Below are 26,137 nucleotides of genomic sequence, written 5' to 3'. Positions count from 1 at the left end.
GGTACGTTGCGCGGCAGGCAATTGAACTCGCGGACGCGGTCCGCTCCTACAGCATTCCGGAACAGGTGAGCAAATGGCAGGCGCGAAGGAAATCCGCACCAAGATTGCGAGTATCAAGAACACGCAGAAGATCACCAAGGCGATGCAGATGGTGGCTGCGAGCAAGATGCGCAAGGCGCAGGACCGGATGCTGGCCACGCGGCCGTATGCCGAGCGCATTCAGCGGGTGATTTCGCATGTCGCGCAGTCGCATCCCGAATACCATCATCCCTACCTGATCGAACGCCCGGTGAAACGGGTCGGGGTCATCGTCATCTCCACCGACCGCGGCCTGTGCGGCGGTCTGAACATCAACCTGTTCAAGCAGGCCATCGTGGCAATGCGGGAGTGGACTGCCGCCGGCTACGGGATCGACCTGACGCTGATCGGCAGCAAGGCCAATTCCTTCTTCAAGCGCATGGGCGGCAATATCGTGTCCACCGCAACCCACCTCGGTGACAAGCCGTCGATCATCGAGCTGATCGGCACCGTGAAGGTGATGCTGGATGCCTACGAGGCCGGCGATATCGATCGCCTGTATCTGGTGCACAACCGTTTCCTCAACACCATGAGCCAGGAGCCGGAGGTCAAGCAGCTGATACCGGTGACCGGGGAAGAGGACGAAGAGCTGAAGATACACTGGGACTATATCTACGAGCCCGATTCGCAGCCGGTCATGGACGCGCTGATGATCCGCTACATCGAGTCTCTGGTTTACCAGGGTGTGGTGGAAAACGTCGCCTGCGAGATGGCTGCGCGCATGGTCGCCATGAAGGCGGCAACCGATAACGCCGGCAACCTGATCGACGAGCTGCAACTGATCTACAACAAGGCGCGGCAGGCTGCGATTACCCAGGAGATATCGGAGATCGTCGGGGGCGCAGCAGCGGTGTAATGGATTTATTTGGTGTAGGTGCGGGCCAGCCGCGGTCTGTTCGAAAAGATTCGCGCTTGCGCAGAGCTCCTACAACAAACAAAGATTAGAGCTATGAGGAAACCATCATGAGTGCTGGCAACATTGTTGAAATTATCGGCGCCGTCGTCGACGTGGAATTCCCGCGCGACGCCGTGCCGAAGGTCTACGACGCCCTCAAGGTCAGCGCTGCGGACCTGACTCTGGAAGTGCAGCAGCAGCTGGGCGACGGTATCGTGCGCACCATCGCCATGGGTTCCACCGACGGCGTGCGCCGCGGTCTCGAGGTGCTCAACACCGGCGAGCCGATCAAGGTGCCGGTCGGCACCAAGACCCTGGGCCGCATCATGGACGTGCTCGGCAACCCGGTGGACGAGGCCGGCGACATCGGCGCGGAGACCAGCATGCCGATCCACCGCCCGGCGCCGACCTTCGCGGAGCAGGCAGCGGCGCTGGAGATTCTCGAAACCGGCATCAAGGTCATCGACCTCATCATGCCGATCGTCAAGGGCGGCAAGGTCGGCCTGTTCGGCGGCGCCGGCGTGGGCAAGACCGTGACGCTCATGGAGCTGATCCGCAACATCGCCGTCGAGCACTCCGGCTACTCGGTTTTCGCGGGCGTCGGTGAGCGTACCCGCGAAGGCAACGACTTCTACCACGAGATGAAGGAAGGCGGCGTCATCGACAAGGTCTCGCTGGTTTACGGCCAGATGAACGAACCGCCCGGCAATCGCCTGCGCGTCGCGCTGACCGGCCTGACCATGGCGGAATATTTCCGTGACGAAGGCCGTGACGTGCTGATGTTCATCGACAACATCTACCGCTACACGCTGGCCGGTACCGAGGTGTCCGCGCTGCTCGGCCGCATGCCGTCCGCGGTGGGCTATCAGCCGACGCTAGCCGAGGAAATGGGTGTGCTGCAGGAGCGCATCACCTCCACCAAGACCGGCTCCATCACCTCGTTCCAGGCGGTGTACGTGCCGGCGGACGACCTTACCGACCCGTCGCCGGCCACGACCTTCGCGCACCTGGATGCGACGCTGGTGCTGTCGCGCCAGGTTGCGGAGCTGGGTATTTACCCGGCTGTGGACCCGCTCGATTCCACCTCGCGCATTCTCGACCCGAACGTGATCGGCGCCGATCACTACGATACCGCGCGCGCCGTGCAGGGCACCTTGCAGCGCTACAAGGAATTGAAGGACATCATCGCGATCCTCGGCATGGACGAACTGTCGGAGCAGGACAAGCTGGTGGTGACCCGGGCGCGCAAGATCCAGCGCTTCCTGTCGCAGCCGTTCTTCGTGGCCGAGACCTTCACCGGCACACCGGGCAAGTACGTGTCACTGAAGGACACCATCGCCGGCTTCAAGGGCATCGTCAACGGCGACTATGATGCTTTGCCGGAACAGGCGTTCTACATGGTCGGCGGTATCGAGGAAGCGGTCGAGAAGGCCAAGAAACTGTAAGAGTAAGAGCACATGGCTATGACCCTGCACGTCGATATCGTCAGCGCCGAGGCCGAGATCTACTCCGGCACCGCGACGATGGTCTTTGCACCCGCCGAAATGGGCGAGGTCGGCATCGCGCCGCGCCACACCCAGCTGCTGACCCGGCTCAAGCCCGGCGAGGTGCGGGTGCAGTCGCAGGAGGGCGATGAACTGTCCTTCTACGTATCCGGTGGCATGCTCGAGGTGCAGCCGCACATGGTTACCGTGCTTGCCGATACCGCCATCCGCGCCGATGACCTCGACGAGGCCCAGGCCCTGGCGGCGAAGGAGCGCGCCGAGAGGATTCTCTCCGACAAGGCTGCCGATATCGACTATGCCAGAGCCCAGGCCGAACTGGCCGAGTCCATGGCGCAGCTGGCCGCCATCCGCAAACTCCGCAAGAAACGCTGATGTCCGCGCAGTTCGTGGAGCGCAACAAGGTGGTTACGTTCACCTATTCGATCAGCGACGAGGCCGGGACCGTGCTCGAGCAGTCCGATCTGCCGATCAGCTATGTACACGGCGGCCCGCATGACCTGTTCGAGAAGGTGGAGCAGGAACTGGAGGGCAGCGTGGTCGGTGACACCGTCGAGGTGGAGCTGACCCCGGAGGAGGGGTTCGGCGTGCACGACCCGGACCTGACCTACACGGACGATCTGGAAAATGTCCCGTCCGAGTTCCGCCATGTCGGCGCCGAGGTGGAGATGATGAACGACCAGGGCGATACCCGGACTTTCACCGTCACCCACATCGAGGATGGCAAGCTGACGGTGGACGGCAACCATCCCATGGCCGGCAAGACCATCCTGTTCCACATCCGGGTAACCGCGATCCGGGATGCCACGCCGGACGAAATCCTCAACGGCGTCGAACCCATGCACGCGCCGGTGCTGCACTGAAGCCCGTCCACAGCTCAGGTTTGATGCCACCGGCCGATACAAGGCCATGTACCACGCCGCCGTTCCGACCAGCCTCACACGGATTTTTGTCACCACTGGCAGCCGAATTGCCTTTGCCTACCGCCGGGTTGCTGTGCAATAGTTCCGTCCAGGGATATGCCCGCTGATATGCCACTGAGTATCGTCATTCTTGCCGCCGGGCAGGGGACGCGCATGCGTTCTGATCTGCCCAAGGTGCTGCATCCGCTGGGGGGCCGGCCGCTGCTTGCGCATGTGATCGACTGCGCGCATCAGCTCGCGGCTGCTGCCGTCCACGTCGTCATCGGCCATGGCGCGCAGGTCGTGCGCAGCAGATTCGCAGACGCCGGCGTCAACTGGGTCATGCAGGATCGCCAGCTGGGCACCGGGCACGCCGTGGCACAGGCCATGCCATCCATCCCGGACGGGCATACCGTGCTGGTGATGTACGGCGATGTACCGCTGATCCGCAAGGAGACACTCGCGCCGTTGTGCCACATGGCGGCACAGGGTTTCGTCGGCCTGCTGACTGCGGAACTCGAGCAACCGGCGGGCTACGGCCGCATCCTGCACAACGCCGATGGCAGTATCTGCGGCATCGTGGAGGAAAAGGATGCCAGCCCCGCCGAGCGCTCGATCCACGAGGTCAATACCGGCTTCATCGCCGCGCCGGCGGCGAAATTGCGCCGCTGGCTGGAGTCGCTCGATAACAGCAATTCACAGGGTGAGTTCTACCTTACCGATATCGTCGTGCGCGCCGTCAATGACGGGGTCAGCGTACGCGGCTTCGGGGCCAGCAGCGTCGCAGAGGTGATGGGTATCAATGACCGCGCACAACTGGCCCTGCAGGAACGCCGCTACCAGCGCCGCCAGGCGGAGCAATGCATGCGCGACGGTGTGACGCTGATCGATCCGGCGCGCTTCGATCTGCGCGGCACGCTCGTCGCCGGGCAGGATGTGCTGATCGACGTCAATGCCGTGCTGGAGGGCGACATCCATCTCGGCGACCGTGTCAGCATCGGTCCGAACGTGGTGCTGCGTAATGTTCGCGCGGGGGATGACGTCGTGATTCTGGCCAATTGCGTGATCGAGGACGCCGTGATCGGCGCCGCGGCGCGCATCGGTCCGTTTGCGCGGGTGCGGCCGGAGACTCGACTCGCCGAACATACCCATGTGGGGAACTTCGTCGAGATAAAGAAATCGGAGATCGGTGCCGGTTCCAAGATCAATCACCTGAGCTACATCGGTGACACGGTCATTGGCCGCGGCGTGAATATCGGCGCCGGCACCATCACCTGTAATTACGATGGCGCGAACAAGCACCGTACCGTCATAGGCGACGACGTATTCGTCGGCTCGGATACCCAGCTCGTGGCGCCGGTGACGGTTGCGGACGGCGCCACCATCGGGGCGGGCTCCACCATAACCCGCGATGTGCCGGCCGGAGAGCTGACGCTCAGCCGCAGCGAGCAGGTAACGCGCCGCGGCTGGAAGCGGCCGGTGAAAAAACCGAAGCCGTAGCCGATGCCATAGGTCGTGCGACGGGATTTGCTGCCGGTGCACAGGCGGTAGTATGCGCCACCCGGCAACGGCATCAACGAAACAGGGCGGGGTTTATCCCCGTGCGAGTGCAGGCAGGAAACCATGTGCGGAATAGTGGGTGTTGCGGCGCAGCAGGACGTGGTACCGCTACTGATCGACGGGCTGCGGCGGCTGGAATATCGCGGTTACGATTCGGCCGGTATCGCCGTGCAGACCGAGGCCGAGCGGCTCGAGCGGGTCCGCAAGGTCGGCAAGGTGGCCGAGCTGGTGAAGGCCTTGGAGGTGACACCGCTCAGCGGCGTGACAGGCATCGCCCACACACGCTGGGCGACACATGGTCCGCCCAGCGAGCAGAACGCGCATCCGCACGTCTGTCATGAGCGCGTCGCGCTCGTGCATAACGGCATCATAGAGAATCACGATACCCTACGTGCGCAGCAGCGTGCCGGCGGTTACCGGTTCACCTCGCAGACCGATACCGAGGTGATCGTGCACCAGATCGATCACTACCTGGACCAGGGCCAGGACCTGCTCGCGGCAGTGCGCTCGGCGGTGGGTGACCTCGAGGGGGCCTTCGCGCTGGGCGTGATCTGCCGCGAAGAGCCCGGCCGTCTGGTCGCGGCGCGGCGCGGCAGCCCGCTGGTCGTCGGGCTCGCCGGCGACGCCATGCTCATCGCCTCGGACGTCGCGGCGCTGATCAAGCGTACCAGCGATTTCATCTTCCTCGAGGAAGGGGACGTCGCTGATATCACCTACAACCGGCTCACGGTGTACGACGCCAGCGGACGGGTGGTCGAGCGCCCGGTGAAAAAATCGGCACTGCGCCTGGGATCCACCGACAAGGGCGAGTTCGCCCATTACATGCTGAAGGAGATCTTCGAACAGCCGCGCGCGATTGCCGACACGCTGGAAGGACGCATCGGCAGCAACCGGGTGCTGGAAGAGGCCTTCGGCGCCGGTGCGCGCGAGATCTTCGACCAGGTCCGGGGCGTGCATATCATCGCCTGCGGCACGAGTTACCATGCCGGCATGGTGGGGCGTTACTGGCTGGAGTCACTGGCCGGCATCCCGTGCAGCGTCGAGGTGGCGAGCGAATTCCGATACCGGCGGCCGGTAGTGCGCAAGAACTCGCTGATCGTGACATTGTCGCAGTCGGGCGAAACCGCCGATACCCTGGCCGGGCTGCACGAGGCGCGCCGGCTCGGCTTCGGTCATGCCCTGTCGATCTGCAATGTGCCGGAGAGCTCGCTGGTGCGCGCGTCGGATCTGGTGCTGATGACGCACGCCGGCCCCGAGATCGGCGTCGCCTCCACCAAGGCCTTCACGACCCAGCTGGTCGCGATGCTGCTGCTGACCATCGTGCTGGGACGACGGCACCACATGAGCCAGGAGACCGAGGCCCGCCTGGTCAACGAACTGCGCAGCCTGCCGTCCAAGGTGGAGCACGCGCTGCAACTCAACGACGAGATCCGCGCACTGGCCAACATCCTGATGGGCAACAAGCACAATGCCCTGTTCCTCGGTCGCGGCGCGCAATACCCGGTGGCGATGGAAGGGGCGCTGAAACTCAAGGAGATCTCCTACATCCACGCCGAGGCCTATCCGGCGGGTGAACTCAAGCACGGACCGCTGGCACTGGTGGATGCCACCATGCCCGTGATCGTGGTCGCGCCCAACAACGAGTTGCTGGAGAAGCTGAAATCGAATCTGCAGGAAGTGCGGGCGCGCGGCGGCGAGCTGATCGTGTTCGCGGACGTCGATGTCGGCATTACCAGCGAACCGGGCGTCACGGTACTGCCGGTCGCACCGACCGACGACAGTATCGCGCCGGTCATCTTCTCGGTGCCGCTGCAGTTGCTGGCCTACCACGTCGCGGTGTTCAAGGGGACCGACATCGACCAGCCGCGTAATCTCGCCAAGTCCGTTACGGTGGAGTGAAACGCCGCCGCCTGCCGGCGTGCCGGCAGTGCGGCGTGAATACCCCGAAAAGCCTAAGTCATTGATATTTCATGCGCCGCTGTGCACGCAGCCGCCGCCTGTGCTATCATTTCGCGCTTCACGAGGTCGGATACCCGCGCCCCAACGGGACCAAAGGAGTTTAGTTTTGGATATGGATTCAATGTTTTACTGCATCCCCCAGCAAGCCTACCTGAGCGTGACCACCTGTAAGAACCTGCGGGCAAGGCCGGTCGGCAAGGCACCTGCCGGGGCGCCGCCCAAGTTGATCGCCTGCGAGAAGTGCACCATGCACCCGCTGGTCGATCTGGCCCAGATCCCCACGGTGACGCTGGAAGCCTATCTGCGCGGCTCCAAACCCAAGACCGTCAACCTCAATTCGCCGAAAAACAAGAAATTACTGGCAGACGTCGCCTGAGTGCGGCACACCTCAATAGGTGTGATCGACCCATTTGTCGGCGCGCCGCCGGCTGATCCGCGAGCGCCGGTCCGGTTTGTTGACATTGAAGCGCACCACCTCGCGGCGGTCCGGATGCGTGCGCCGTATCCGCATGCGCCGTTCCGGCATGCCGCGAAACTGGCAGGTACAGGCGGCCGAGTCGCACCCCGCCAGGGGCAGCGCCGGCGCCTCGTCGAAGGTGAATTTCCGGCCCTGCAGGTCACGCGCGGCCATGCAGCCGGTTTGTGCCAGCTCGACCCCCCAGAACTGCTTGTTATCCTTCAGCTTGTCGATACCGCCGGGGCGGGGCGGGGTGGCCGCTTGCTTGGCCGCCGCGATCCGGCGCCGGCCGCTGCCGGGCCGGCGGCCGTATGCCAGCCAGGCGCCGCCAGCCAGCACCAGCAGTAGCACGAGCACGATCAGATATAGTCCCATAACCACCTCAACCGGCTTGGTTTATTGGCATGGCCAGGGCCCGCGCGTGGAACGGGGCCGGCGCGGTGCGTCTGCGCGCTGGGCGTGACGACCGCAGCACGCCGTGTGGTGCCGGTCACTGTAACCCGCGTGTCGATTATTGTCGGGGGCTACCGTATAGCAGTGTATAGGAACAGCGGCCGCCGATGCACGCCCGGCCGACTGAAACGGTTTGCGGCAGTTGCTAGAATGACACGCCATGGATGTCTCCCGCATCATCGATTCGCTCAATGAAGCCCAGCGCGAGGCGGTTTGCGCAGGCCAGGAACCGTTGCTGGTACTGGCCGGTGCCGGCAGCGGCAAGACCCGCGTCCTGGTCCACCGCATCGCCTGGCTGATCGATGTCGAAGGGCTGTCGCCGTACTCGGTCCTGGCGGTGACCTTCACCAACAAGGCGGCCGGCGAGATGCGCGGGCGCATCGAGCGGATGATCCAGGCGCCGGCCAGTGGCATGTGGGTCGGTACCTTTCACGGCCTTGCGCATCGCCTGCTGCGCACGCACTGGCAGGAAGCCGGCCTGCCGCAGGGATTCCAGATCCTGGATTCCCAGGATCAGCTCCGGCTGATCAAGCGCGTGCTGAAGAGCCTGGACCTGGACGAGGCGAAATGGCCGCCACGGCAGCTGCAGTGGTATATCAACGGCTGCAAGGACGAGGGCCGGCGTCCGCAGCATATCGAGCACCGCAACGATCCCTACCTGAAACGCCAGCTCGATATCTATCAGGCCTACGAGGATTTATGTCAGCGCTCCGGACTGATCGATTTCGCCGAGCTGCTGCTGCGCTCGCACGAGTTGTGGCTGAAATATCCGGCGCTGCTGGATCACTACCGCCAGCGTTTCCAGCACATCCTGGTCGACGAGTTCCAGGACACGAATGCAATCCAGTACGCCTGGCTGCGCATGCTGGCCGGTGACGCGGCGCGCATCACGGTGGTCGGTGACGATGACCAGTCGATCTACGGCTGGCGCGGCGCGCGCGTGGAGAACATCCTGCGCTTCCAGCAGGATTTCGCGAATACGCGGGTGGTGCGGCTGGAACAGAACTACCGGTCCACCGGTACGATCCTCGAGGCTGCCAACGCGGTGATCGGCAACAACACCGCGCGCATGGGCAAGCAGCTCTGGACCGAGGGCAACGACGGCGAACGGATCCAGCTGTATACCGCCTACAACGAGCAGGACGAGGCGCGCTTCGTGACCGATCGCGTCGAGGACCACGTCGACAAGGGCGGTATGCGCAGCGACATCGCCGTGCTGTACCGTTCCAATGCCCAGTCGCGCGTGTTCGAGGAACGTCTCATGCAGTGCGGCATACCCTACCGCGTCTACGGCGGGCTGCGCTTCTTCGAGCGCGCCGAGATCAAGGATGCCCTGGCCTACCTGCGGCTGGCCGCCAACCGCGATGACGACGCCTCCTTCGAGCGCGTGGTGAATCATCCGCCGCGGGGGATCGGCGGGCGTACCATGGATGCAGTGCGCCAGCAGGCGCGGGATTACAACACCTCGCTCTGGCAGGCTGCCGTCACCATCGCCAATGACAAGCTGCTGCCGGCGCGGGCCGGCAATGCCGTGGTCGCCTTCCTGCAGCTGGTGGACGAGCTGGCAGCCGGCATGCGCGGCCTGCCGCTCGGCGAACAGGTCGAGCACGTCATGCACCCGAGTGGCCTGGCCGGGCATTTCGCGAAGGAAAAGGGCGAGAAGGGCGATGCCCGCCTGGAGAACCTGCAGGAACTGGTGAATGCCGCACGCGAATTCGAGTTCGATCCCGACAGCGGCATGGACCCGCTGTCCGAATTTCTCGCGCATGCCGCACTCGAGGCCGGTGAGGGCCAGGCCGACGCCTGGGAGGACTGCGTGCAGCTCATGACGCTGCACTCGGCCAAGGGGCTCGAATTCCCGCTGGTGTTCCTGTGCGGCCTCGAGGAAGGGCTGTTTCCACACCAGCGCTCGGTCGAGGAACCGGGACGGCTCGAGGAGGAACGTCGCCTCTGCTATGTCGGCATCACCCGCGCGCGCCGGCAACTGGTGCTGACCTGTGCCGAACGCCGGCGTGTGTTCGGCTCCGAGACCTACTGTCTGCCGTCACGCTTCATCGACGAGATACCGAAACAGCTGATCGACGAAGTGCGTCCGCGACCGGGCGTGAGCCTGCCGCGCACCGTGCCGGCGCCGCCTGCCGCGGCGGCCGCACACGGCCAGGCAGGCGGCGGCCTGCGCCTTGGTCAGCACGTGCGGCATGCCAAGTTCGGCGAAGGCGTGATCCTGAACTGCGAGGGCAGGGGCAGCAGCGCGCGTGTCCAGGTGAATTTTTCCGCTGCGGGCACCAAGTGGCTGGTGCTGGCCTACGCCAATCTGGAAGCGGTGGGAGCCTGACGGCGGGCCATACACAATCTGTCGGAGCGGACCGCGTCCGCGCGCGTGATGCCCCGGTTTTCGCGCCTGCGCTGCTACGGTATCGCTGTGATATCCCGGGGATGCCAGGTGTGACTGTTCGGCGCGGATACCTGAGAGCAGCCTCTGGCGCAAGTGGACGAAGCGCGCATGACCATCGCGGAAAGTGACCTGAAACTGCTGCTACGGGCGCTGGCCTTCGCCGCGCACAAGCACAGTGGACAGCGGCGCAAGGATGTCGCGGCATCGCCCTACATCAATCATCCCATCGCGTTGGCCAACGTGCTCTGCAACGAGGCCCATGTCACGGATATCGATGTCATCTGCGGTGCGCTGCTGCACGATACGGTCGAAGATACCGAAACGACCGCGGCGGAACTGATTACCGAGTTCGGCGCCGGCATCGCAGCGATCGTCATCGATGTCACCGACGACAAGCGTCTCGGCAAGCACGAGCGCAAGGAACGCCAGGTCGAACATGCCGCGCACATCCGCACCGAGGCGAAACTGGTGAAACTGGCGGACAAGATCTGCAATCTCCGTGACATGACGCATGCCCCTCCGGCCGGCTGGGACCTGCAGCGCAAGCGCGATTACTTCGACTGGGCCGGGCGCGTGATCGACCGCTTGCGCGGTGTGCACCCGCAGCTGGAGGCGATCTTCGACCGGGAGTATGCCAACCGGCCATGACCGGCGTCAGCGCGGACGCCGGCCGGCGCTCTGCCAGGCCTGTAAAATATCGAGTTAAAAAACATGCGGGTACGACACCGCCGCCGCCGGCAGCCGGCGGCGCGCTTTGACAGGCCAAGGCGGGGCAGGCACAGTAACCAGCATGATAAATCCCGGCCGCATCCTGCTCGTCGTAGCGCTCAGCCTGGCGCCCGCCGCCTGCGGTTTCCTGCGCCCATCGCAGCACGCCGTTGATCCGGTCGCCGTGCGGCATGGCGGCGAGTGGTATTGCCTGGCGAATGACACCTGGGATGGCTGGAATTGCGGTCGGGATTCGCAGCTGGCGCAGTACCCGCTGCCGCCCAGGCCGGCGCCCGAGCTTGCGCGTACCGGCACGGCAGCGCCGGGCACCGCGGCTGCGATACCGGCGCCACAGGATGTTGCCGTGCAACCGGATCCTGCCGTGGCGGAGGCTGCAACGCCGGTGCCGACGCCGGCAAGCCCAGCCAGCGCAACCCCGGTCGCAGCCGCACCGCCCGAGGTGACGGAGCCCGACTGGCGACACCTTGCCTATCATCCGGCCACGGTCCTGCCGCTGGAAGAGCTGCCGACGGATTTCTACGCGGTGCAGATGGTTGCCCTGTCCACCATGGCGGCGCTCGAGGACTTCCGGACAGCGCACCGCTTGAGCGGTGTACTGGGCGCGCAGGTCGAGGCCGGTGGCAAGGTCTACTACGCGCTGCTGCTCGGGGTGTACGAATCAATGGCGGATGCCAGGGCCGCCGCCGCCTCGCGCCCGGAATCCCTGCGAGACATGCAACCCTGGATCAGAAAGGTGTCGACGCTGCAGGCCGCAGTCGCCCGCGCCGAGGTGCTGGCCAGTCGCGGCGGTGTCTGAAGGCGTGGCGGCAGTGACCGCAACGCCGTGCACACGCGCGTGAGCAGCGAGCGGCGGGACGGAATGACACAAACCGCGATCATCGTCTGCGGCAGCCCGGGTGCGGGCAAGACCACTTACGCCAGGCGCATTGCCGCGGCGCGGCGCGCAACCCTGCTGGATATCGATACCGTGACCGAACGGCTGGTGCGCATCGCGCTGACCGGGGCCGGCCACAGCCCGGACGACCGCGATTCCGGCTATTTCAAACGCACCTTCCGCGAGCCGATCTATGCGACGCTATTCGATATCGCGCGGGACAATCTGCCCGTCCAGGACGTGATCATCGTCGGCCCCTTCACCCGCGAAATCCGGGAGCCGGACTGGCCGGCGCAGCTGGAGCGGCGGCTCGGTGCGAATGTCCAGGTGCATTATGTGCGCTGTGACCCGGCGCTGCGCCGCGAGCGGTTGTTGCGCCGTGGCGATGCGCGCGACCTTGCCAAACTCGACGACTGGTCGACTTACCTGCAGTACTACGGCACCGAGCAGCCGCCGGCCTTCGGGCATGTGCTGGTCGATGGTGCGGCGTGACGGCATGCGACGCAGCCGTCGCCCATAGATCCGTAGCGGAGCGTGCCGGCAGCGCGACTGCCGGTGCGGTTGCAGCACACGGTCTGTTACAGCCGCCCGCAGCTCAATGCGCCGCGGCCGCGGCGTGTTCGTCGTCGTTGCGCGGCGCACCAGCAGCGGGCAGCGCCTGCGGCATGCCGATGTAGTGGCCCTGGGCGCGGTCGACGCCCATCTCGTGCAGGATTTTCAGCGTCTCGCCGTTTTCCACGCACTCGGCCACGGTGATCTTGCCCAGCGCATGCGCGACCTGGTTCATCGATTCCACCATGGCCTGGTCCACCGAGCTGTGCGCCATGCCCTTCACGAAGGCGCCGTCGATCTTGAGCTTGTCCACCGGCAGGTGCTTGAGGTAGGCGAAGGAGGAGAACCCGGAACCGAAGTCGTCCAGCGCGAACTGGCAGCCGATGTCCTTGAGTGCGGTGATGAAGGTCTCCGCCGCGGCCAGGTTGGCTATGGCCGCGGTCTCGGTGATCTCGAAGGTGACCCAGGTCGGGTCGAGCGCGGTGTCGTCGAGCAGGGTCTGGATCAGCGGCAGCAGCGTTTCGTCCTCGAAGGCCTTGCCGGACAGGTTGATCGAGAAACTGATGCGCCGGCCGCGCCGGTGCAGCGCCGCGAGATCCTGGATGGCGCGGCGCACGATCCAGCGATCGACGCTGTGGATCAGCCCGAAGCGTTCCGCAGCGGGCATGAAACCGCCGGGCAGGATGACCTGGCCGTCATCGCAGACCATGCGCACCAGCACCTCGTAGTCGACCACCTCGCCGTCCCCGGTATTGACGATCGGCTGGAACACCAGCTGGAAGCGGTCGTGTTCGAGCATGTCACGCACCTGCGTCGCCCAGCTCATGTCAGCCTGCATGTCCGCCTTGCCGAGGTCGGCCGGATTGTAGAGATTGACGCGGTTGCGACCCTGCTGCTTGGCCATATTGCAAGCAAGATCGGCATGCGAGAGCACCTCCTCGGCGGAGGTGGTGTGGCGATCGATCATGGCGATGCCGATGCTGGCGCTGACATTCCACGACTTGTCGTTGACATTGAAGCGGTAGTCATCGCACAGCGCGCGGAAGTTCTCCGCTGCGCGCAGCACGTCGCGCTTGCCGATGTTGTAGAGCAGCAGCGTGAACTCGTCACCACCGAAACGCGCGAGCAGGTCACCTTCACGCACATGCATGGACAACAGCGCGGCGATGTCCACCAGCAGGCGGTCGCCGGCGGCGTGGCCAAGCGTGTCGTTGATGTACTTGAACTGGTCGAGGTCGATATAGAACAGCGCGCAGGATGTTCCGTTGCGGGCGGCGCGTGCCACCGTGCGCTCCAGTTCCTCCTGGAAGTAGTTGCGGTTGAACATGCCGGTCAGCGGGTCGTGTTCGGCGTGATACGACAGCTGGTGCTGGAATGCCTTCTGCTCGGTGATATCGCGCGTGGTGCCGCTGATATGCTCGACGCGGCCGCTGGCGTCCTTGTGCGAGCGGGCACTGAAACTCAGGAAGTGAGGCTTGCTTTCGTTGTCGAGATGCACGGTCTCGAACTGCACCGAATCCGCGCCGGCCAGCAGGTCTGCGATGGATTCCTGGTCAATGGGCGGATGGTCGGGCGAACGGAACTCGTGCAGGCTGCGATGCAGCATCGCGTCCGGTGCGTAGCCGTAGATCGAGGTGCAGGCGCGGTTCACGTAGGTCAGCCTGCCATCCGTATCCAGAGTCCAGACCATGTCGTGCGCCGTTTCGACCAGGTCGCGGTAACGGCGCTCGGCATTGCGCAGCTGCTGTTCCATGGATTTGCGCCGCGTGATGTCCGCAACCATGCAGGTGTACATGCGTTCGCCGTTGCTGCGCATGGGGCTGACGCGCACCGACATCTGGATACTCGTGCCGTTGCGATGCCGTCCTTCCATTTCACGCTCGCCGGCCACCAGCCTGATCTCGTGCGCGGTATTGAACAGATCCGGCAGCAGCGGATACAGCAGACGGTGCCTGATCTCGGTCACGCTGTAACCGAACAGGCGCTCCGCAGCCGGGTTGAAGGTGCGCACCCGGCCCTTGCCGTCAACCACGATGATGCCCTCGGCGGCCGTTTCCACCACCGTGCGCATGTGCGATTCCTGTTCGCCCAACTGGCGGAACAGCTTGCCGACGACCTGCGTGACGAAACCGATCTCGTCGGTGGAGTGCGGACGCAGTCGACCCAGCTCGGCGTGCCGCGAGGCGCCGCTGCGCGCGATGAGTGCCTGAATCGGTTGCAGTGAGCGGGAGACACTGCGAATCGCGAACAGCGTGACCAGCCCGGTGATGCACACCAGCGTCAACCAGATCGCCATGTGTCCCGGTGTCAGGTTGCCGGTCTGCTGCCACTGGTAGTTCATGAGCAGCGTGTAGCACAGCAGCGGCACCAGGCCGCCCATCAGCACCAGTTTGGATTTGAGGCTGTTGCGCGTCTGCTGCAGGTTGAAGTGACCGGCCAGCCGGTCGATCTGGCCCTGCGCCAGCTGGAAGGTGGGCAGTCCCACGAGTGCAACCACCGCCAGTTGCAGCAGCAGCAGCTGCAGGAACTGGCCGAGTTCCGCCAGCAGCGGCTTCTGCACGGCGATGAACAGCAACGGCGGAATGGTCAGGGCGTAGATCAGGCACAGGCCCCAATAGTCGCGGCCGAACCGCGCCAGCCGGCGCTGTGCCGCGGGCGCTAGCCTGCCGGCGCCTTTGCCGGGGCGCAAGTCGACTGGCAACTTTCTGAAGTAGCGTGAAAAATGAATGCCCGCCCAGCTGGCCATCAGCAGCACGAAGGCAACCATCACGAATGCCGTGCGCCGATTCTGCAGCGCTGCGGGCGTAACCAGGTCAAAGAGCAGGGCGCTGGTGATTCCGGCGGCCGGTGCGATGAGCAGGCCGAACAGGATCAGGCCGATGAAGCGGGCGCGGATGCGGTTGAGATCAGTCAACATGATGCTGCCCGGTACTCCCCTGGTTGGCCCGTGTGCACCTTCCGGTTGGCGCACGCCAAGATAATTTGTCTGTAATTAGTGTGCTAGCCTGAATACTGGAAGCGTTTGGTGAATACTATTCCATAACTATTCGTTGTATCAATGCTTATTGTATGAACATAACCGTCATATTCGTGACGCATCGCGCGCCGGCTGCTACGCGTGCGCGCGCCAACCCACGTACAATGACCGCCTCATTTCAGCGCGAGAGACCGACTCATGAAACGACGTGATTTTCTGGGCGCCGCGGGTGCCGGGCTGCTGCTGACCGGTTGCGATCAGGACCAGCAGACCGGCGCGCCGGCGACACCGGCTGCGAAGCAGCAGACCGTGCACTGGAAGATGGTGACGACCTGGCCGAAGAACTTTCCCGGCCTGGGTACCGGCGCCAACAACGTCGCGCGCCTGATCAGCACGATGAGCGGTGGGCGCCTGCAGGTTACCGTTTACGGCGACAACGAACTGGTACCCTCGTTCGAGGTGTTCGACGCCGTTGCCGGCGGTACCGCCGAGCTGGGGCACGGTGCGGCCTACTACTGGAAAGGCAAGAGCGAGGCAGCGCAGTTCTTCGCGGCCGTGCCGTTCGGCATGAACGCACAGGAGATGAATGCCTGGTTGCTGCACGGTGGTGGCATGGCGCTCTGGCAGGAAGTCTATGCGCCGTTCGGCGTGCTGCCGGTGGCGGCCGGCAACTCCGGTATCCAGATGGGTGGCTGGTTCAATCGCGAGATCAATTCACTCGCCGACCTGGACGGTTTGAAGATGCGTATTCCGGGGCTCGGTGGCGAGGTCCTCAAGCGTGCCGGCGGCACGCCCGTGTCCATGCCGGGCAGCGATATCTTCACCTCCCTGCAGTCCGGCGCGATCGACGCCACCGAGTGGGTCGGCCCGTACAACGATCTCGCCTTCGGACTGCACAAGGCCGCGAAATTCTATTATTACCCCGGCTGGCACGAGCCGGGCACCACGCTGGAATGCCTGGTCAACAAGGCCGCCTTCGACAGCCTGCCGCCCGATCTGCAAAGCATCGTGGAGAATGCCTGCCTCGTGGTGAACGCTGATATGCTGGCCGAATATACGGCGCGCAACAACGCCGCCCTGCAGACCCTGATCCACGAACACCACGTCGATGTCAGGGCGTTTCCGGCCAGCGTGCTGGCGCGACTGCGGGAATTGTCGGAGCAGGTGGTCGGCGAGATCGCCGGCAAGGACGCGCTCTCGGCTAAGGTCTACGAATCCTATCGCGCCTTCCAGCGCCAGGTAACCAGCTGGACCGACATCTCGGAGCGTGCCTACCTGAATATACGCGAGGGATAGCGCACGTGCCGCGTCTTGCCAGCAGCCGATATTGCCACGCGCGCGGCCGCGGGGAATTGCGCGCCAGGTTCTAGTTGAAGTTGTAGCCCAGTTTGAGCATGTGCGCGTCGAGGCCGTCGTTCGGTTTCTTGATGTCGCCATTGCCGAGGCTGGTGTACTGGTAGGTCAGCTCGTACTGGCCACGTTCGCCGAACCCGATGCCGACGCCGAGCAGCGGGCCGAACTGGACCGCCGTGGACAGGCTGTCGTTGCCGATATGGGTGCCGTTCAGCAGGTGCACTCCGAAGCCGGCCTCGGCAAAGGGCGTGACCCCGCTCGAGAGCGTGGCGTCGCGCTGGTAGCGGAACACCGGTGTCAGGCTGAGCGCGTAGACCGAGCCGGTATGTCCCGTGTCGGCCTTGATGCGGCTGAGGCCGGTATCCCAGTAGCCGCCGAGAAACCACGCGCCGCCATCGAACCAGCTGTGACGCCATTTTTTCTGGAAGCTGATGCGCTGGATATCGTGTGCAACGGTTTCGTCGCTTTCACCGAATGCAAAAGCGGCACTGCTGATCCAGGCGTTGTCGCTGGCGCTTGCCGACAGCGGGAGCGACAGCAGCAGGGAAATGATCAGCAGGTTACGTAGTGATGACATGGCCGATGACCCGGTTGGTAGTGCGACTCATACGCCAATAATCGCACGAAGCTGCCGGCACCGCCAGATTTCTAGCGCGCTCAGTCGGCGTACACCACACCGGGTAGCCAGGTGGCGAGTGCCGGCCACAGCGCCAGCACCAGGATCAGTATGAGCTGCAGCGCGATGAACGGCACCACGCCCCGGTAGATCTGCGCCGTGCTGACCTCGGCCGGTGCCACGCCGCGCAGGTAGAACAGGGCAAAGCCGAACGGTGGTGTGAGGAACGAGGTTTGCAGGTTGAGGGCGATCATGATGCCGAGCCAGACGGGATCGAGTCCCATGGCAAGCAGCACCGGGCCGACGATCGGGACGACCACGAAGGTGATTTCGATGAAGTCGAGCACGAAGCCGAGCAGGAACATCAGCAGCATGACCGCGAGCATGGCACCGAAGGCCCCGCCGGGCAGGTTGCCGAGGAGTTCGGCCACCACTACATCGCCACCAAAGCCGCGAAAGACCAGCGAGAAAACCGAGGCGCCGATGAGGATCAGGAACACCATGCAGGTGACGCGGGTCGTACCGAGCATGGCCTCGCGCAATACCTGCAGGGTGCAGCGGCGCTGCGCGAGTGCCAGCACGATGGCGCCGCTGGCGCCGACCGCCGCCGCCTCGGTCGGTGTGGCGAAGCCACCGAGGATGGAACCCAGCACGGCGATGATGAGCAGCACCGGCGGCAGCAGGCCCTTGAGCACGCGCGCACCCAGACCGCTGGCAAACACGGCATCATCCGCCGGCAGCGCGGGCATGGCCTGCGGGCGCGTCCAGGCGATATAGCCGATATACAGCAGGTAGAGGAGCACCAGCAGCAGACCGGGCAGCAGTGCGCCCGTGAACAGGTCGCCGACCGACACGGTATCCGGTGCATAGCTGCCCATGTCGATCTGCGCCTGCTGGTAGGCGGAGGAGAGCACGTCGCCGAGCAGTACCAGCACGATGGAGGGTGGAATGATCTGGCCGAGTGTGCCGGAGGCGCAGATCACGCCGCTGGCAAGGCGCGGGTCGTAGCCGCGCCGCAGCATGGTGGGCAGCGAGAGCAGGCCCATGGTGACCACGGTCGCGCCGACGATGCCCGTGCTGGCGGCCAGCAGCATGCCGACCAGCGTGACCGAAAAGCCCAGGCCTCCGCGCAGCCGGCCGAACAGGGCGGCCATGGTATCGAGTAGGTTCTCCGCCACCCGCGAGCGCTCCAGCATGATGCCCATGAAGACGAACAGCGGCACCGCGATCAACGTGACATTGGTCATGATGCCGTAGAGCCGGTTGGGCAATGCGTGCAGGAATGCGGCATCGAAGCTGCCACCGAGTTCGCCGGCGAAGGCGAACAGCAGCCCGGTGCCGGCGAGCGAGAACGCGACCGGGTAGCCGGCCATCAGCACCAGGCAGGCGGCCGCGAACAGCAGCAGGGGCAGGAGTTCCGTCATGGCGCTGGCTCCGCTGCCGCCGCAAGGGCGGCGTTACAGCTCACGGTCCATACCGGAATCCGGCGTGGGCGGTTCGCGGTGGCCGGTTATCCGCAGCAGGCTGTGTATGACCTGGGCGCAGCCCTGCAGCAGCAGGAGTGCTGCCATCACCGGAATCGCCGTCTTCAGCAGATAGACGCCGTCGAGGCCCCCGGCCTCGCGCGAGCCTTCGCGGATGGACCAGGACACGGCGACGTAATCAAGGCTGGACACGAGGATGAACACGCAAACCGGGGCCAGCAGCAGCAGCGTGCCGAGCAAGTCGACCCAGGCCCGCGCACGCGGCGACCAGCGCTGGTAGAAGATGTCGACCCGCACGTGGGCATCGTGCCGGAGTGTGTAGGCGGCGCACAGCATGAACACGAGCGCATGCAGGTAGGTGACCGATTCCTGCAGTGCGATCGAGCCGATACCGAAGGCGTAGCGCAGCAGCACCACCACGCAGGTGATGACTACCATAGCCAGTGTCAGCCAGGACAGCAGGCGGCCGGTCTGCTCGGCAAAGCCGTCCAGCAGGCGTGCGAGTCGTTGCAGTTGCGCGGACATGGTGCGGGCGGGCACGGCCGTGCTAGCGGGTCGGCGGGTGCTTACGGTTCCGGCAGCGGCCGCAGGATCCGGGCATGGCTAGCTGCCGCCGCACGGCGTCGCGCGGTTTACCACCGGAAGATCATCCAGCTCGGCACGACGAAGGCCGGGTCGAGTTCGCTGCGGCGGGCGTTGAGGTTGCCGTCGCCGGTCGTGTCGATCAGATAGTAGGGTGCGCCGACGCGGGGCTCGACCTTGATCATGTAGAGCGCGCCATTGACTCGGTACTCGCGTACCACGGCATCGTCGCGCTTGATGATCCGGACCTCGGGCTGGATTTCCTCCTCGAGTCCGGTTGCCGGAGGCGGGGCGGCCTCGGCGGCGGGTGCCGGTGGCGGCGGCATTTCCCCGGCGAGCGCCGGCAGGGCAAATGCAAACAATAGGGCGGTGGTCAGTTTGTGCATCATGGTCGGTCTAGAGATCCAGCAGCTTTTCCCGTTCCTGTTCGGACGGTTCGAAGCCCTTATGCTCATAATAATCGAAAATTGCATTGACGACGTCCTCCGGTTCATCGATCACCTGGAACAGTTTCAGGTCATCGGCCGCGATGGTGCCGGACCTGACCAGGGTGGCGCGGAACCAGTCGATCAGACCCTGCCAGTAGCCGCTGTCGACCAGGATGATGGGGATGCGCCGACTCTTGCCGGTCTGCACCAGGGTGAGGATCTCGGCCAGCTCGTCCAGCGTGCCGAAACCGCCCGGGCAGACCACGTAGGCCGAGGCGTATTTGACGAACATGACCTTGCGCGAGAAAAAGTGCCGGAAGTTGAGCGCGATGTTCTGGTAGGGGTTGCCCGCCTGCTCGTGCGGCAGCTGGATGTTCAGCCCGATGCTCGGGGACCGGCCATGGAATGCCCCCTTGTTGGCGGCCTCCATGATCCCCGGGCCGCCGCCGCTGACGACGGCGAAGCCCGCATCTGACAGGGCGCGGGCGATTCCCTCGGCCTGCCGGTACCAGGGATGGTCGGGCGCGGTGCGTGCCGATCCGAACAGGCTCACCGAGGGGCGGATGTGGGCGAGGCGTTCGAAGCCCTCGACGAACTCGGCCATGATCTGGAAGATCTTCCAGGACTCGCGGGTGAGCTGCGTGTCATCCATCGGCAGCATCCCATGATGCATGCGCCGGCCTGAGCTGTCGTGGTCTTTCATGCGGTGTTCGGTCTGTTCCTTCGCGGGTGGCGTGCCGGTAGCCCCGGTCGCGCAGCGGGATAAATGATACCATGCGCCTGCGGCGGGTTGTTTTCGCTGCAGTTCCCTCGCAGCCGCCTTACCGGCAATCGACAGGGCATACACCATGGCCGTCAACAACTCTGCGCCCCTGCTGCTGGTCGATGGCTCGTCCTATCTCTATCGTGCCTACCACGTCCCCAATCTGCAGCAGCTGACCAATTCCCGCGGTGAGCCGACCGGGGCGGTCTACGGCGTGGTGAACATGCTGCGCAGCCTGCTCGCCGAGTACGACCCGCGGCACATCGCCGTGGTGTTCGACGCCAAGGGCCGCACCTTCCGCCATGACCTGTACGACGAGTACAAGGCCCACCGTCCACCGATGCCCGACGAACTGGCAGCGCAGGTCGAGCCGCTGCTGGCGCTGATTCGCGCGCTGGGGTTGCCGCTGCTGCAGGTCGAGGGGGTCGAGGCCGACGATGTGATCGGCACGCTGGCGACACAGGCCACGGCGCACGGCCTGGACACGGTGATCTCCACCGGCGACAAGGACATGGCCCAGCTGGTCAACGACCATGTCACCCTGGTCAACACCATGAACGGCACCCGCCTGGATGCCGACGGGGTGCGGGAGAAATTCGGTGTCGCGCCGGAACAGATCATCGACTACCTCGCCCTGATCGGCGACACCTCGGACAACATACCGGGCGTGCCCAAGGTGGGCCCCAAGACCGCGGCCAGATGGCTCGCCGCCTGGGGCTCGCTCGAGGCGCTGATCGCACATGCCGACGAGATCAAGGGCAAGGCCGGGGAGAACCTGCGCGCAGCCCTGGAACAGCTGCCGCTGTCTCGCACGCTGGCCACCATCCGCTGCGACCTGGCGCTCGATAGCAGTCCGGAGTCGCTGCTGCGCCAGCCGGCGGATACCGAACGTCTGCATGCGCTTTACCAGGCGCTCGATTTCAAGCGCTGGCTGGCGGAGCTGGACGAGGGAGGCGCCGGTGCTGGAGCGGCAGCCGGCGCTGTCGCGCCCGCGGTCGACCCGGTCTACGAAACCCTGCTCGATCAGTCACGCCTGGATGCCTGGCTCGAGGCACTCGCCGCCGCCGGCGAGTTCGCCTTCGACACCGAGACCACGAGTCTGGATTACATGGCCGCGCGCATCGTCGGGGTCTCGTTCGCGGTCGCGCCCGGAGCGGCGGCCTATGTCCCCCTGGCACATGACTATCCCGGTGCGCCAGCGCAGCTCGAGCGGGCGGCGGTACTGGAAAGGCTGCGCCCGATACTGGAAAGTAGAGAAATAAAAAAAATTGGGCACCACATCAAATATGATCGTAACGTTCTGGCCAATCACGGGATCAGGCTGGATGGTATCGGCTACGACACTATGCTGGAGTCCTACATCCTGGACAGTACCGCCACCCGCCACGACATGGACTCGGTGGCACTGAAATACCTCGCGCATACCACCATCAAGTACGAGGACGTCGCCGGCAAGGGCAAGCATCAGCTCAGCTTCAACGAGATTCCGCTCGAGACCGCCGCGCCCTACGCGGCGGAAGACGCCGAGGTCACGCTGCGGCTGCATGCGGCGATGTGGCCGCAGCTGGTGGCGGAGCCGGGCTTGGAAAGGATCTACCGCGAGATCGAGATCCCGCTGGTCGCCGTGCTCTCGGACATGGAGCAGACCGGGGTGGCGATCGACACCGCCATGCTCGCCCGGCACAGCGTGGAACTGGCGCGGCGCATCGTGGAACTCGAACAGGAGGCCCGGCGCGAAGCCGGGCAGCCGTTCAACCTGGGCTCGCCCAAGCAGATCCAGGAACTGCTGTTCGACAAGCTGCAGCTGCCGGTGCTGGCCAAGACCCCCACCGGGGTGCCGTCCACGGCCGAGTCGGTGCTTGCCGAACTGGCGCTCGACTATCCGCTGCCGCGACTGATCCTGGAACACCGGGCGCTGAGCAAGCTCAAGTCCACCTACACCGACCGGCTGCCCGAGCAGGTCTGTCCGACCACCGGCCGGGTACATACCTCCTACCACCAGGCGGTGGCAGCGACCGGCCGGCTGTCGTCGTCCGATCCCAACCTGCAGAACATACCGATCCGTACCGAGGAGGGCAGGCGCATCCGCCAGGCCTTCGTGGCAGCGAGGGGCTGTGTGCTGGTGGCGGCCGACTATTCCCAGATCGAGTTGCGGATCATGGCCCATCTGTCGTCGGACCCCGGCCTGCTGGCGGCCTTCGCCGCCGGCGAGGACGTGCATCGTGCCACTGCCGCCGAGGTATTCGGGGTTGCGCCGGAAGCGGTCAGCGGCGACCAGCGCCGCTCCGCCAAGGCGATCAACTTCGGACTGATCTACGGGATGTCGGCCTTCGGGTTGGCGCGGCAGCTCGGCATCGCGCGTGCCGCGGCCCAGGAGTACATCGATCGCTATTTCGAGCGCTACCCGGGCGTTGCCGCATACATGGAAGCCACCCGCGAACAGGCCCGCAGCACGGGCTACGTCGAGACGGTGTTCGGCCGGCGCCTGCATCTGCCGGATATCCGCTCGCGCAACGGCGCGCGGCGCGCGGCGGCGGAACGGACCGCGATCAACGCGCCGATGCAGGGGACGGCGGCGGATATCATCAAGCGCGCCATGATCGACCTGCACGGCTGGATTGGTACGCGCGCCGGGGGAGACGTGCGCATGATCATGCAGGTGCACGACGAACTGGTCTTCGAGGTCGACGCCGCGACGGCCACGGCGGTCAAGGAGGAGATCCGCACCCGGATGTGCGCTGCCGCGGCGCTCAGGGTACCTCTGGTGGTCGACATCGGTGTCGGTGGCAACTGGGACGAGGCGCATTGAGCGCCTGCCAGGCAGTCGAAATATATTCTCTCAATAACAATAGCCTAGACAGTAATATAGGCTCCTGCCCAGATTTATATGATACCTTAACTCATGGATTGCCGCTGCGCCTGGCTTGTCCGCGGCAGGTCGGTTTCCGGTCCGTTGCCGGGGCATGGAACCTTTTTTCTGCAGGCGGGTCACACTGGCACGGAGGCAAATGCTCGCTCCCCTCCCTGGGCGAAGAATCCTCCATCCGGTCCGCGAGGACCGGGTTCGAAAGCCCGGCGAAACTCCCCCTTTCCGCCGGGCTTTTTTTATGCGCGAGGGAGTGTGAGACAGCCGCTAGGCTGCTTCAGGCATCCGCTGCGCCCGCCGCGATCCCGAGCCAGCCATCGAGTACCGCCATCAGCGTTTCGCACCCGTCACGGGTATGTGCCGAGAACAGCTGGACGCTGGCCTGTGGGTGCAGGCTCGCCAGTTCCCGGCGCACCGCGAGCAGCGCGGCACTGGCAGGGCCCCGCTTGAGCTTGTCGGATTTGGTCAGCAGCACATGCGTCGGCAGTTCCGCCAGCCGACACCAGTTCAACACCAGGCGGTCGCTGTCCTTGAGGGGATGACGGACATCCATCAACAGCACCACGCCACCCAGCGATTGCCGCGTTTCCAGATACCTGGCGATGCCCTGTTGCCATTGTTCCTTGACCGTGCGCGATACCCGGGCGTAGCCATAGCCCGGGAGGTCGACGAGGCGCCGTCCTGTGCTGACCTCGAAGAAGTTGATTTCCCGGGTACGGCCGGGCGCCTTGCTGATGCGGGCCAGGGCGCGCCGTCCGGTCAGGGTATTCAGTGCGCTGGATTTGCCGGCATTGGAGCGCCCGGCGAATGCGACCTCCACGCCGGTGTCCGGCGGGGCATGCCGGGCATCGGGTGCGCCGCGCAGGAAACGGGTCTGCTGGTAGCGGTTGTTCATGGCCGCTCCGCGGTGCGTCCACGCATCCGGCACGCGTGCCGCCGCGATTTGGAAAGTGTCTTTATTTTTATCCGCTTAGCCATTGCAGGGTACCAAGTTCAGGTTGACCCGCCGGGCGCTGGCGGGTATAAAAGGAGCCCTTTTCGCCAGCGGCCCGTCGAAGGGGCCGGACCCGGCCAGGGCAGTGCCTGTCCGCACATGGCAGGATCATACAGGAGCAGGATGGAAATGAAGAATTGGCTTGCGATTACAATCACTTTGCTTGTTACCTGTGGATGGCAGGCGGTTCAGGCCGCGGGCGATCCGGTCGCCGGCAAGGAAAAGGCGAACCAGTGTGCGGCCTGCCACGGCGTGGACGGCAACAGCACCAATCCCGATTGGCCCAAGCTTGCCGGACAGCATGCGGACTACCTGGTCAAGCAGCTGTCCTACTTCGAGGCGGGCGAGCGCAAGAACGAGACCATGAAGCCGATGGCCTCGGTCCTGGACGAACAGGGTCGCGAGGATGTCGCCGCGTATTATGCTAGCCAGAAGCGCGTGATCGGGGTGGCGGACGCGTCCGATCCCGAATTCCTTGCGCTGGGCGAGCGGATCTACCGCGCCGGCAACTCGGTCAGCGGCGTCGCACCCTGCATGGGTTGTCACGGCCCCGACGGTGCGGGTAACCCGGCCGCGCTGTATCCCTCGCTGAGTGGTCAGCATGCGAAATACATCGAGAACCAGCTGCATGGCTTCGCCGAGGGCAAGCGGGTCAACGAGAACGCCAAGAAGATGATGCAGATCCTGGCCTCGCGCATGACCAACACCGAGATTCGTGCGGTGGCCAACTACATCCAGGGGCTGCACTGAGCCGCCGCCCCGCGCGGCGTCACGCTACGCCCGCAGCCGGTGTCCGGGGGGCATCCCCGGGCACCGCTATCTCATCCCCCCGGCGCCAGTTTGCCGCGGAACCGTTTTCCGGCCGTGCTGTCGATGTCCTCGGGGCGCCTGTCCGTCACAAGGGCGCCGGCGGGCGCGTCACCCTCTGCCTGCGGGCGGCGTTAACATACAGGATCGGACCCGCTGGCTGCGACCGGTTGTCGCCAGCCCCCGATTAACAGTAAAGTCACTGGCATGAATCTACAGGAGTTGGTGGTATGAAGAGCGTATCGCGCTGGTTGCTGGTCCTGCTTGTCCCGTTTTATGCGATAGCCGCGTGCGCGGGGGGGAGCTACACGGAGGGCAAGGAATACACCCGGCTCGCCAGTCCCGAGCCGACCTCCAGCGGCGACAAGATCGAGGTGGTGGAGCTGTTCTGGTACGGTTGCCCGCACTGCTATCACCTGGAGCCGTTCGTGGAAAACTGGCTGAAGACCAAGCCGGACGATGTCGCGTTCGTGCGCCTGCCCGCCATCCTGGGGGATCCCTGGGAGCTGCTCGCAAAAGGCTACTTCACGGCCGAGCTGCTCGGCGTGCTGGACAAGACCCACCGTGAGTTGTTCGATGACATCCACGAGCGCCACAACAAGATCAAGGACGAGGCGGCACTGCGCGCGTTCTTCATGGCACACGGCGTCACGGCCGGGGATTTCGACAAGACCTTCAATTCCTTCGCGGTCAACGTCAAGGTCAACAACGCGCGCCTGATGACGCGCCGCTACGCGATCACCGGTGTGCCCACGCTCATCGTCAACGGTAAATACAGCACCGGCCCGAGCATGGTAACCGGCGGCAACAACGGCGTGATGGGCGTAGTCGATTATCTGATCGGACTGGAGCGGGCGGCGGCGCCAGCGCCGGCGGCCGCTGCGCATGCCAAACCCTGAGACGGGCGCACC

At 64.8% G+C, this 26,137-nt stretch carries 23 protein-coding genes; 15 read left to right on the top strand and 8 right to left on the bottom strand.

What is annotated here, in order from left to right; all coding sequences use genetic code 11:
* Window positions 1–73 precede the first annotated feature (73 nt).
* From atpG to R3F42_03755, 7 genes are all read left to right on the top strand, one after another.
* The gene (gene atpG / locus R3F42_03785) at window positions 74–934 is read left to right on the top strand and encodes a F0F1 ATP synthase subunit gamma (protein MEZ5541145.1); all 861 of its coding nucleotides are present in this window, start codon (window positions 74–76) and stop codon (window positions 932–934) included.
* A gap of 107 nt (window positions 935–1,041) precedes the next feature.
* A complete protein-coding gene (gene atpD, locus R3F42_03780) occupies window positions 1,042–2,418 on the top strand; it encodes a F0F1 ATP synthase subunit beta (protein MEZ5541144.1) in 1,377 nt (458 codons plus the stop codon).
* A gap of 12 nt (window positions 2,419–2,430) precedes the next feature.
* Window positions 2,431–2,850: a F0F1 ATP synthase subunit epsilon gene (locus tag R3F42_03775; protein MEZ5541143.1), complete on the top strand. Its 420-nt coding sequence runs from the start codon at window positions 2,431–2,433 to the stop codon at window positions 2,848–2,850.
* Window positions 2,850–3,338 (top strand): peptidylprolyl isomerase, encoded by a 489-nt coding sequence (locus R3F42_03770; protein ID MEZ5541142.1) that lies wholly within the window; start codon window positions 2,850–2,852, stop codon window positions 3,336–3,338. The genes R3F42_03775 and R3F42_03770 overlap by 1 nt, the downstream gene beginning before the upstream one ends.
* Before the next feature lie 168 nt (window positions 3,339–3,506).
* Complete coding sequence (gene glmU / locus R3F42_03765; protein MEZ5541141.1) at window positions 3,507–4,877, top strand: bifunctional UDP-N-acetylglucosamine diphosphorylase/glucosamine-1-phosphate N-acetyltransferase GlmU; 1,371 nt, start codon at window positions 3,507–3,509, stop codon at window positions 4,875–4,877.
* A gap of 123 nt (window positions 4,878–5,000) precedes the next feature.
* Window positions 5,001–6,836 carry a glutamine--fructose-6-phosphate transaminase (isomerizing) gene (gene glmS / locus R3F42_03760; protein ID MEZ5541140.1) on the top strand — a complete coding sequence of 612 codons (1,836 nt, stop codon included), beginning with the start codon at window positions 5,001–5,003 and terminating at the stop codon, window positions 6,834–6,836.
* Between the two features lie 166 nt (window positions 6,837–7,002).
* The gene (locus R3F42_03755; protein ID MEZ5541139.1) at window positions 7,003–7,272 is read left to right on the top strand and encodes a hypothetical protein; all 270 of its coding nucleotides are present in this window, start codon (window positions 7,003–7,005) and stop codon (window positions 7,270–7,272) included.
* A gap of 12 nt (window positions 7,273–7,284) precedes the next feature.
* Here the strand turns inward: R3F42_03755 and R3F42_03750 are convergent, their stop codons facing one another.
* Window positions 7,285–7,728 (bottom strand): hypothetical protein, encoded by a 444-nt coding sequence (locus R3F42_03750; protein MEZ5541138.1) that lies wholly within the window; start codon window positions 7,726–7,728, stop codon window positions 7,285–7,287.
* Between the two features lie 238 nt (window positions 7,729–7,966).
* Here R3F42_03750 and uvrD point away from each other — a divergent pair, with 238 nt between their 5' ends.
* The 4 genes from uvrD (at window position 7,967) to R3F42_03730 (ending at window position 12,296) form a co-directional block, all read left to right on the top strand.
* On the top strand, window positions 7,967–10,141 hold the full coding sequence (gene uvrD / locus R3F42_03745) for a DNA helicase II (protein ID MEZ5541137.1): 2,175 nt from the start codon (window positions 7,967–7,969) through the stop codon (window positions 10,139–10,141).
* A 189-nt stretch (window positions 10,142–10,330) separates the two neighbouring features.
* Window positions 10,331–10,849 (top strand): HD domain-containing protein, encoded by a 519-nt coding sequence (locus R3F42_03740; GenBank protein MEZ5541136.1) that lies wholly within the window; start codon window positions 10,331–10,333, stop codon window positions 10,847–10,849.
* Between the two features lie 142 nt (window positions 10,850–10,991).
* Window positions 10,992–11,726: an SPOR domain-containing protein gene (locus R3F42_03735; GenBank protein MEZ5541135.1), complete on the top strand. Its 735-nt coding sequence runs from the start codon at window positions 10,992–10,994 to the stop codon at window positions 11,724–11,726.
* Between the two features lie 63 nt (window positions 11,727–11,789).
* Complete coding sequence (locus R3F42_03730; protein MEZ5541134.1) at window positions 11,790–12,296, top strand: AAA family ATPase; 507 nt, start codon at window positions 11,790–11,792, stop codon at window positions 12,294–12,296.
* A 103-nt stretch (window positions 12,297–12,399) separates the two neighbouring features.
* Here R3F42_03730 and R3F42_03725 read toward each other — a convergent pair whose 3' ends face one another.
* On the bottom strand, window positions 12,400–15,273 hold the full coding sequence (locus R3F42_03725; protein ID MEZ5541133.1) for an EAL domain-containing protein: 2,874 nt from the start codon (window positions 15,271–15,273) through the stop codon (window positions 12,400–12,402).
* Between the two features lie 258 nt (window positions 15,274–15,531).
* Between R3F42_03725 and R3F42_03720 the strand changes: the two genes are divergently transcribed.
* Entirely contained in the window at window positions 15,532–16,629 is a 1,098-nt protein-coding gene (locus R3F42_03720) for a TRAP transporter substrate-binding protein (GenBank protein ID MEZ5541132.1), read from the top strand.
* A gap of 70 nt (window positions 16,630–16,699) precedes the next feature.
* Here the strand turns inward: R3F42_03720 and R3F42_03715 are convergent, their stop codons facing one another.
* From R3F42_03715 to R3F42_03695, 5 genes are all read right to left on the bottom strand, one after another.
* Window positions 16,700–17,263 (bottom strand): acyloxyacyl hydrolase, encoded by a 564-nt coding sequence (locus tag R3F42_03715; GenBank protein MEZ5541131.1) that lies wholly within the window; start codon window positions 17,261–17,263, stop codon window positions 16,700–16,702.
* A gap of 80 nt (window positions 17,264–17,343) precedes the next feature.
* Entirely contained in the window at window positions 17,344–18,726 is a 1,383-nt protein-coding gene (locus R3F42_03710) for a TRAP transporter large permease subunit (GenBank protein MEZ5541130.1), read from the bottom strand.
* Window positions 18,727–18,759: 33 nt separating this feature from the next.
* Window positions 18,760–19,311, bottom strand: a complete 552-nt coding sequence (locus tag R3F42_03705; protein MEZ5541129.1) for a TRAP transporter small permease subunit — start codon at window positions 19,309–19,311, stop codon at window positions 18,760–18,762.
* A gap of 107 nt (window positions 19,312–19,418) precedes the next feature.
* A complete protein-coding gene (locus R3F42_03700) occupies window positions 19,419–19,757 on the bottom strand; it encodes a DUF2782 domain-containing protein (protein MEZ5541128.1) in 339 nt (112 codons plus the stop codon).
* A 7-nt stretch (window positions 19,758–19,764) separates the two neighbouring features.
* Window positions 19,765–20,499 carry a TIGR00730 family Rossman fold protein gene (locus R3F42_03695; GenBank protein ID MEZ5541127.1) on the bottom strand — a complete coding sequence of 245 codons (735 nt, stop codon included), beginning with the start codon at window positions 20,497–20,499 and terminating at the stop codon, window positions 19,765–19,767.
* Between the two features lie 145 nt (window positions 20,500–20,644).
* On the opposite strand from R3F42_03695, the gene polA reads away from it, so the two are divergent.
* Entirely contained in the window at window positions 20,645–23,368 is a 2,724-nt protein-coding gene (gene polA, locus R3F42_03690) for a DNA polymerase I (GenBank protein ID MEZ5541126.1), read from the top strand.
* Window positions 23,369–23,702: 334 nt separating this feature from the next.
* On the opposite strand, the gene yihA is transcribed toward polA, so the two are convergent.
* Entirely contained in the window at window positions 23,703–24,320 is a 618-nt protein-coding gene (gene yihA / locus R3F42_03685) for a ribosome biogenesis GTP-binding protein YihA/YsxC (GenBank protein ID MEZ5541125.1), read from the bottom strand.
* A gap of 228 nt (window positions 24,321–24,548) precedes the next feature.
* Here yihA and R3F42_03680 point away from each other — a divergent pair, with 228 nt between their 5' ends.
* Both R3F42_03680 and R3F42_03675 read left to right on the top strand, forming a co-directional pair.
* Complete coding sequence (locus tag R3F42_03680; protein ID MEZ5541124.1) at window positions 24,549–25,169, top strand: c-type cytochrome; 621 nt, start codon at window positions 24,549–24,551, stop codon at window positions 25,167–25,169.
* Between the two features lie 287 nt (window positions 25,170–25,456).
* Window positions 25,457–26,125, top strand: a complete 669-nt coding sequence (locus tag R3F42_03675) for a thiol:disulfide interchange protein DsbA/DsbL (protein MEZ5541123.1) — start codon at window positions 25,457–25,459, stop codon at window positions 26,123–26,125.
* Window positions 26,126–26,137: the final 12 nt, after the last annotated feature.

The sequence above is a fragment of the Pseudomonadota bacterium genome (assembly GCA_041395565.1).
Taxonomy (GTDB): domain Bacteria; phylum Pseudomonadota; class Gammaproteobacteria; order UBA9214; family UBA9214; genus UBA9214.
Note: the sequence above shows the minus strand (reverse complement) of the source record. Positions and strands in the feature narration are given on the sequence as shown.

Coding starts and splice junctions, on each gene's coding strand:
- atpG (MEZ5541145.1), top strand. CDS start 74: ATGGCAGGCGCGAAGGAAATCCGCACCAAGATTGCGAGTATCAAGAAC.
- atpD (MEZ5541144.1), top strand. CDS start 1,042: ATGAGTGCTGGCAACATTGTTGAAATTATCGGCGCCGTCGTCGACGTG.
- R3F42_03775 (MEZ5541143.1), top strand. CDS start 2,431: ATGGCTATGACCCTGCACGTCGATATCGTCAGCGCCGAGGCCGAGATC.
- R3F42_03770 (MEZ5541142.1), top strand. CDS start 2,850: ATGTCCGCGCAGTTCGTGGAGCGCAACAAGGTGGTTACGTTCACCTAT.
- glmU (MEZ5541141.1), top strand. CDS start 3,507: ATGCCACTGAGTATCGTCATTCTTGCCGCCGGGCAGGGGACGCGCATG.
- glmS (MEZ5541140.1), top strand. CDS start 5,001: ATGTGCGGAATAGTGGGTGTTGCGGCGCAGCAGGACGTGGTACCGCTA.
- R3F42_03750 (MEZ5541138.1), bottom strand. CDS start 7,728: ATGGGACTATATCTGATCGTGCTCGTGCTACTGCTGGTGCTGGCTGGC.
- uvrD (MEZ5541137.1), top strand. CDS start 7,967: ATGGATGTCTCCCGCATCATCGATTCGCTCAATGAAGCCCAGCGCGAG.
- R3F42_03735 (MEZ5541135.1), top strand. CDS start 10,992: ATGATAAATCCCGGCCGCATCCTGCTCGTCGTAGCGCTCAGCCTGGCG.
- R3F42_03730 (MEZ5541134.1), top strand. CDS start 11,790: ATGACACAAACCGCGATCATCGTCTGCGGCAGCCCGGGTGCGGGCAAG.
- R3F42_03725 (MEZ5541133.1), bottom strand. CDS start 15,273: ATGTTGACTGATCTCAACCGCATCCGCGCCCGCTTCATCGGCCTGATC.
- R3F42_03720 (MEZ5541132.1), top strand. CDS start 15,532: ATGAAACGACGTGATTTTCTGGGCGCCGCGGGTGCCGGGCTGCTGCTG.
- R3F42_03715 (MEZ5541131.1), bottom strand. CDS start 17,263: ATGTCATCACTACGTAACCTGCTGATCATTTCCCTGCTGCTGTCGCTC.
- R3F42_03710 (MEZ5541130.1), bottom strand. CDS start 18,726: ATGACGGAACTCCTGCCCCTGCTGCTGTTCGCGGCCGCCTGCCTGGTG.
- R3F42_03705 (MEZ5541129.1), bottom strand. CDS start 19,311: ATGTCCGCGCAACTGCAACGACTCGCACGCCTGCTGGACGGCTTTGCC.
- R3F42_03700 (MEZ5541128.1), bottom strand. CDS start 19,757: ATGATGCACAAACTGACCACCGCCCTATTGTTTGCATTTGCCCTGCCG.
- R3F42_03695 (MEZ5541127.1), bottom strand. CDS start 20,499: ATGAAAGACCACGACAGCTCAGGCCGGCGCATGCATCATGGGATGCTG.
- polA (MEZ5541126.1), top strand. CDS start 20,645: ATGGCCGTCAACAACTCTGCGCCCCTGCTGCTGGTCGATGGCTCGTCC.
- yihA (MEZ5541125.1), bottom strand. CDS start 24,320: ATGAACAACCGCTACCAGCAGACCCGTTTCCTGCGCGGCGCACCCGAT.
- R3F42_03680 (MEZ5541124.1), top strand. CDS start 24,549: ATGAAGAATTGGCTTGCGATTACAATCACTTTGCTTGTTACCTGTGGA.
- R3F42_03675 (MEZ5541123.1), top strand. CDS start 25,457: ATGAAGAGCGTATCGCGCTGGTTGCTGGTCCTGCTTGTCCCGTTTTAT.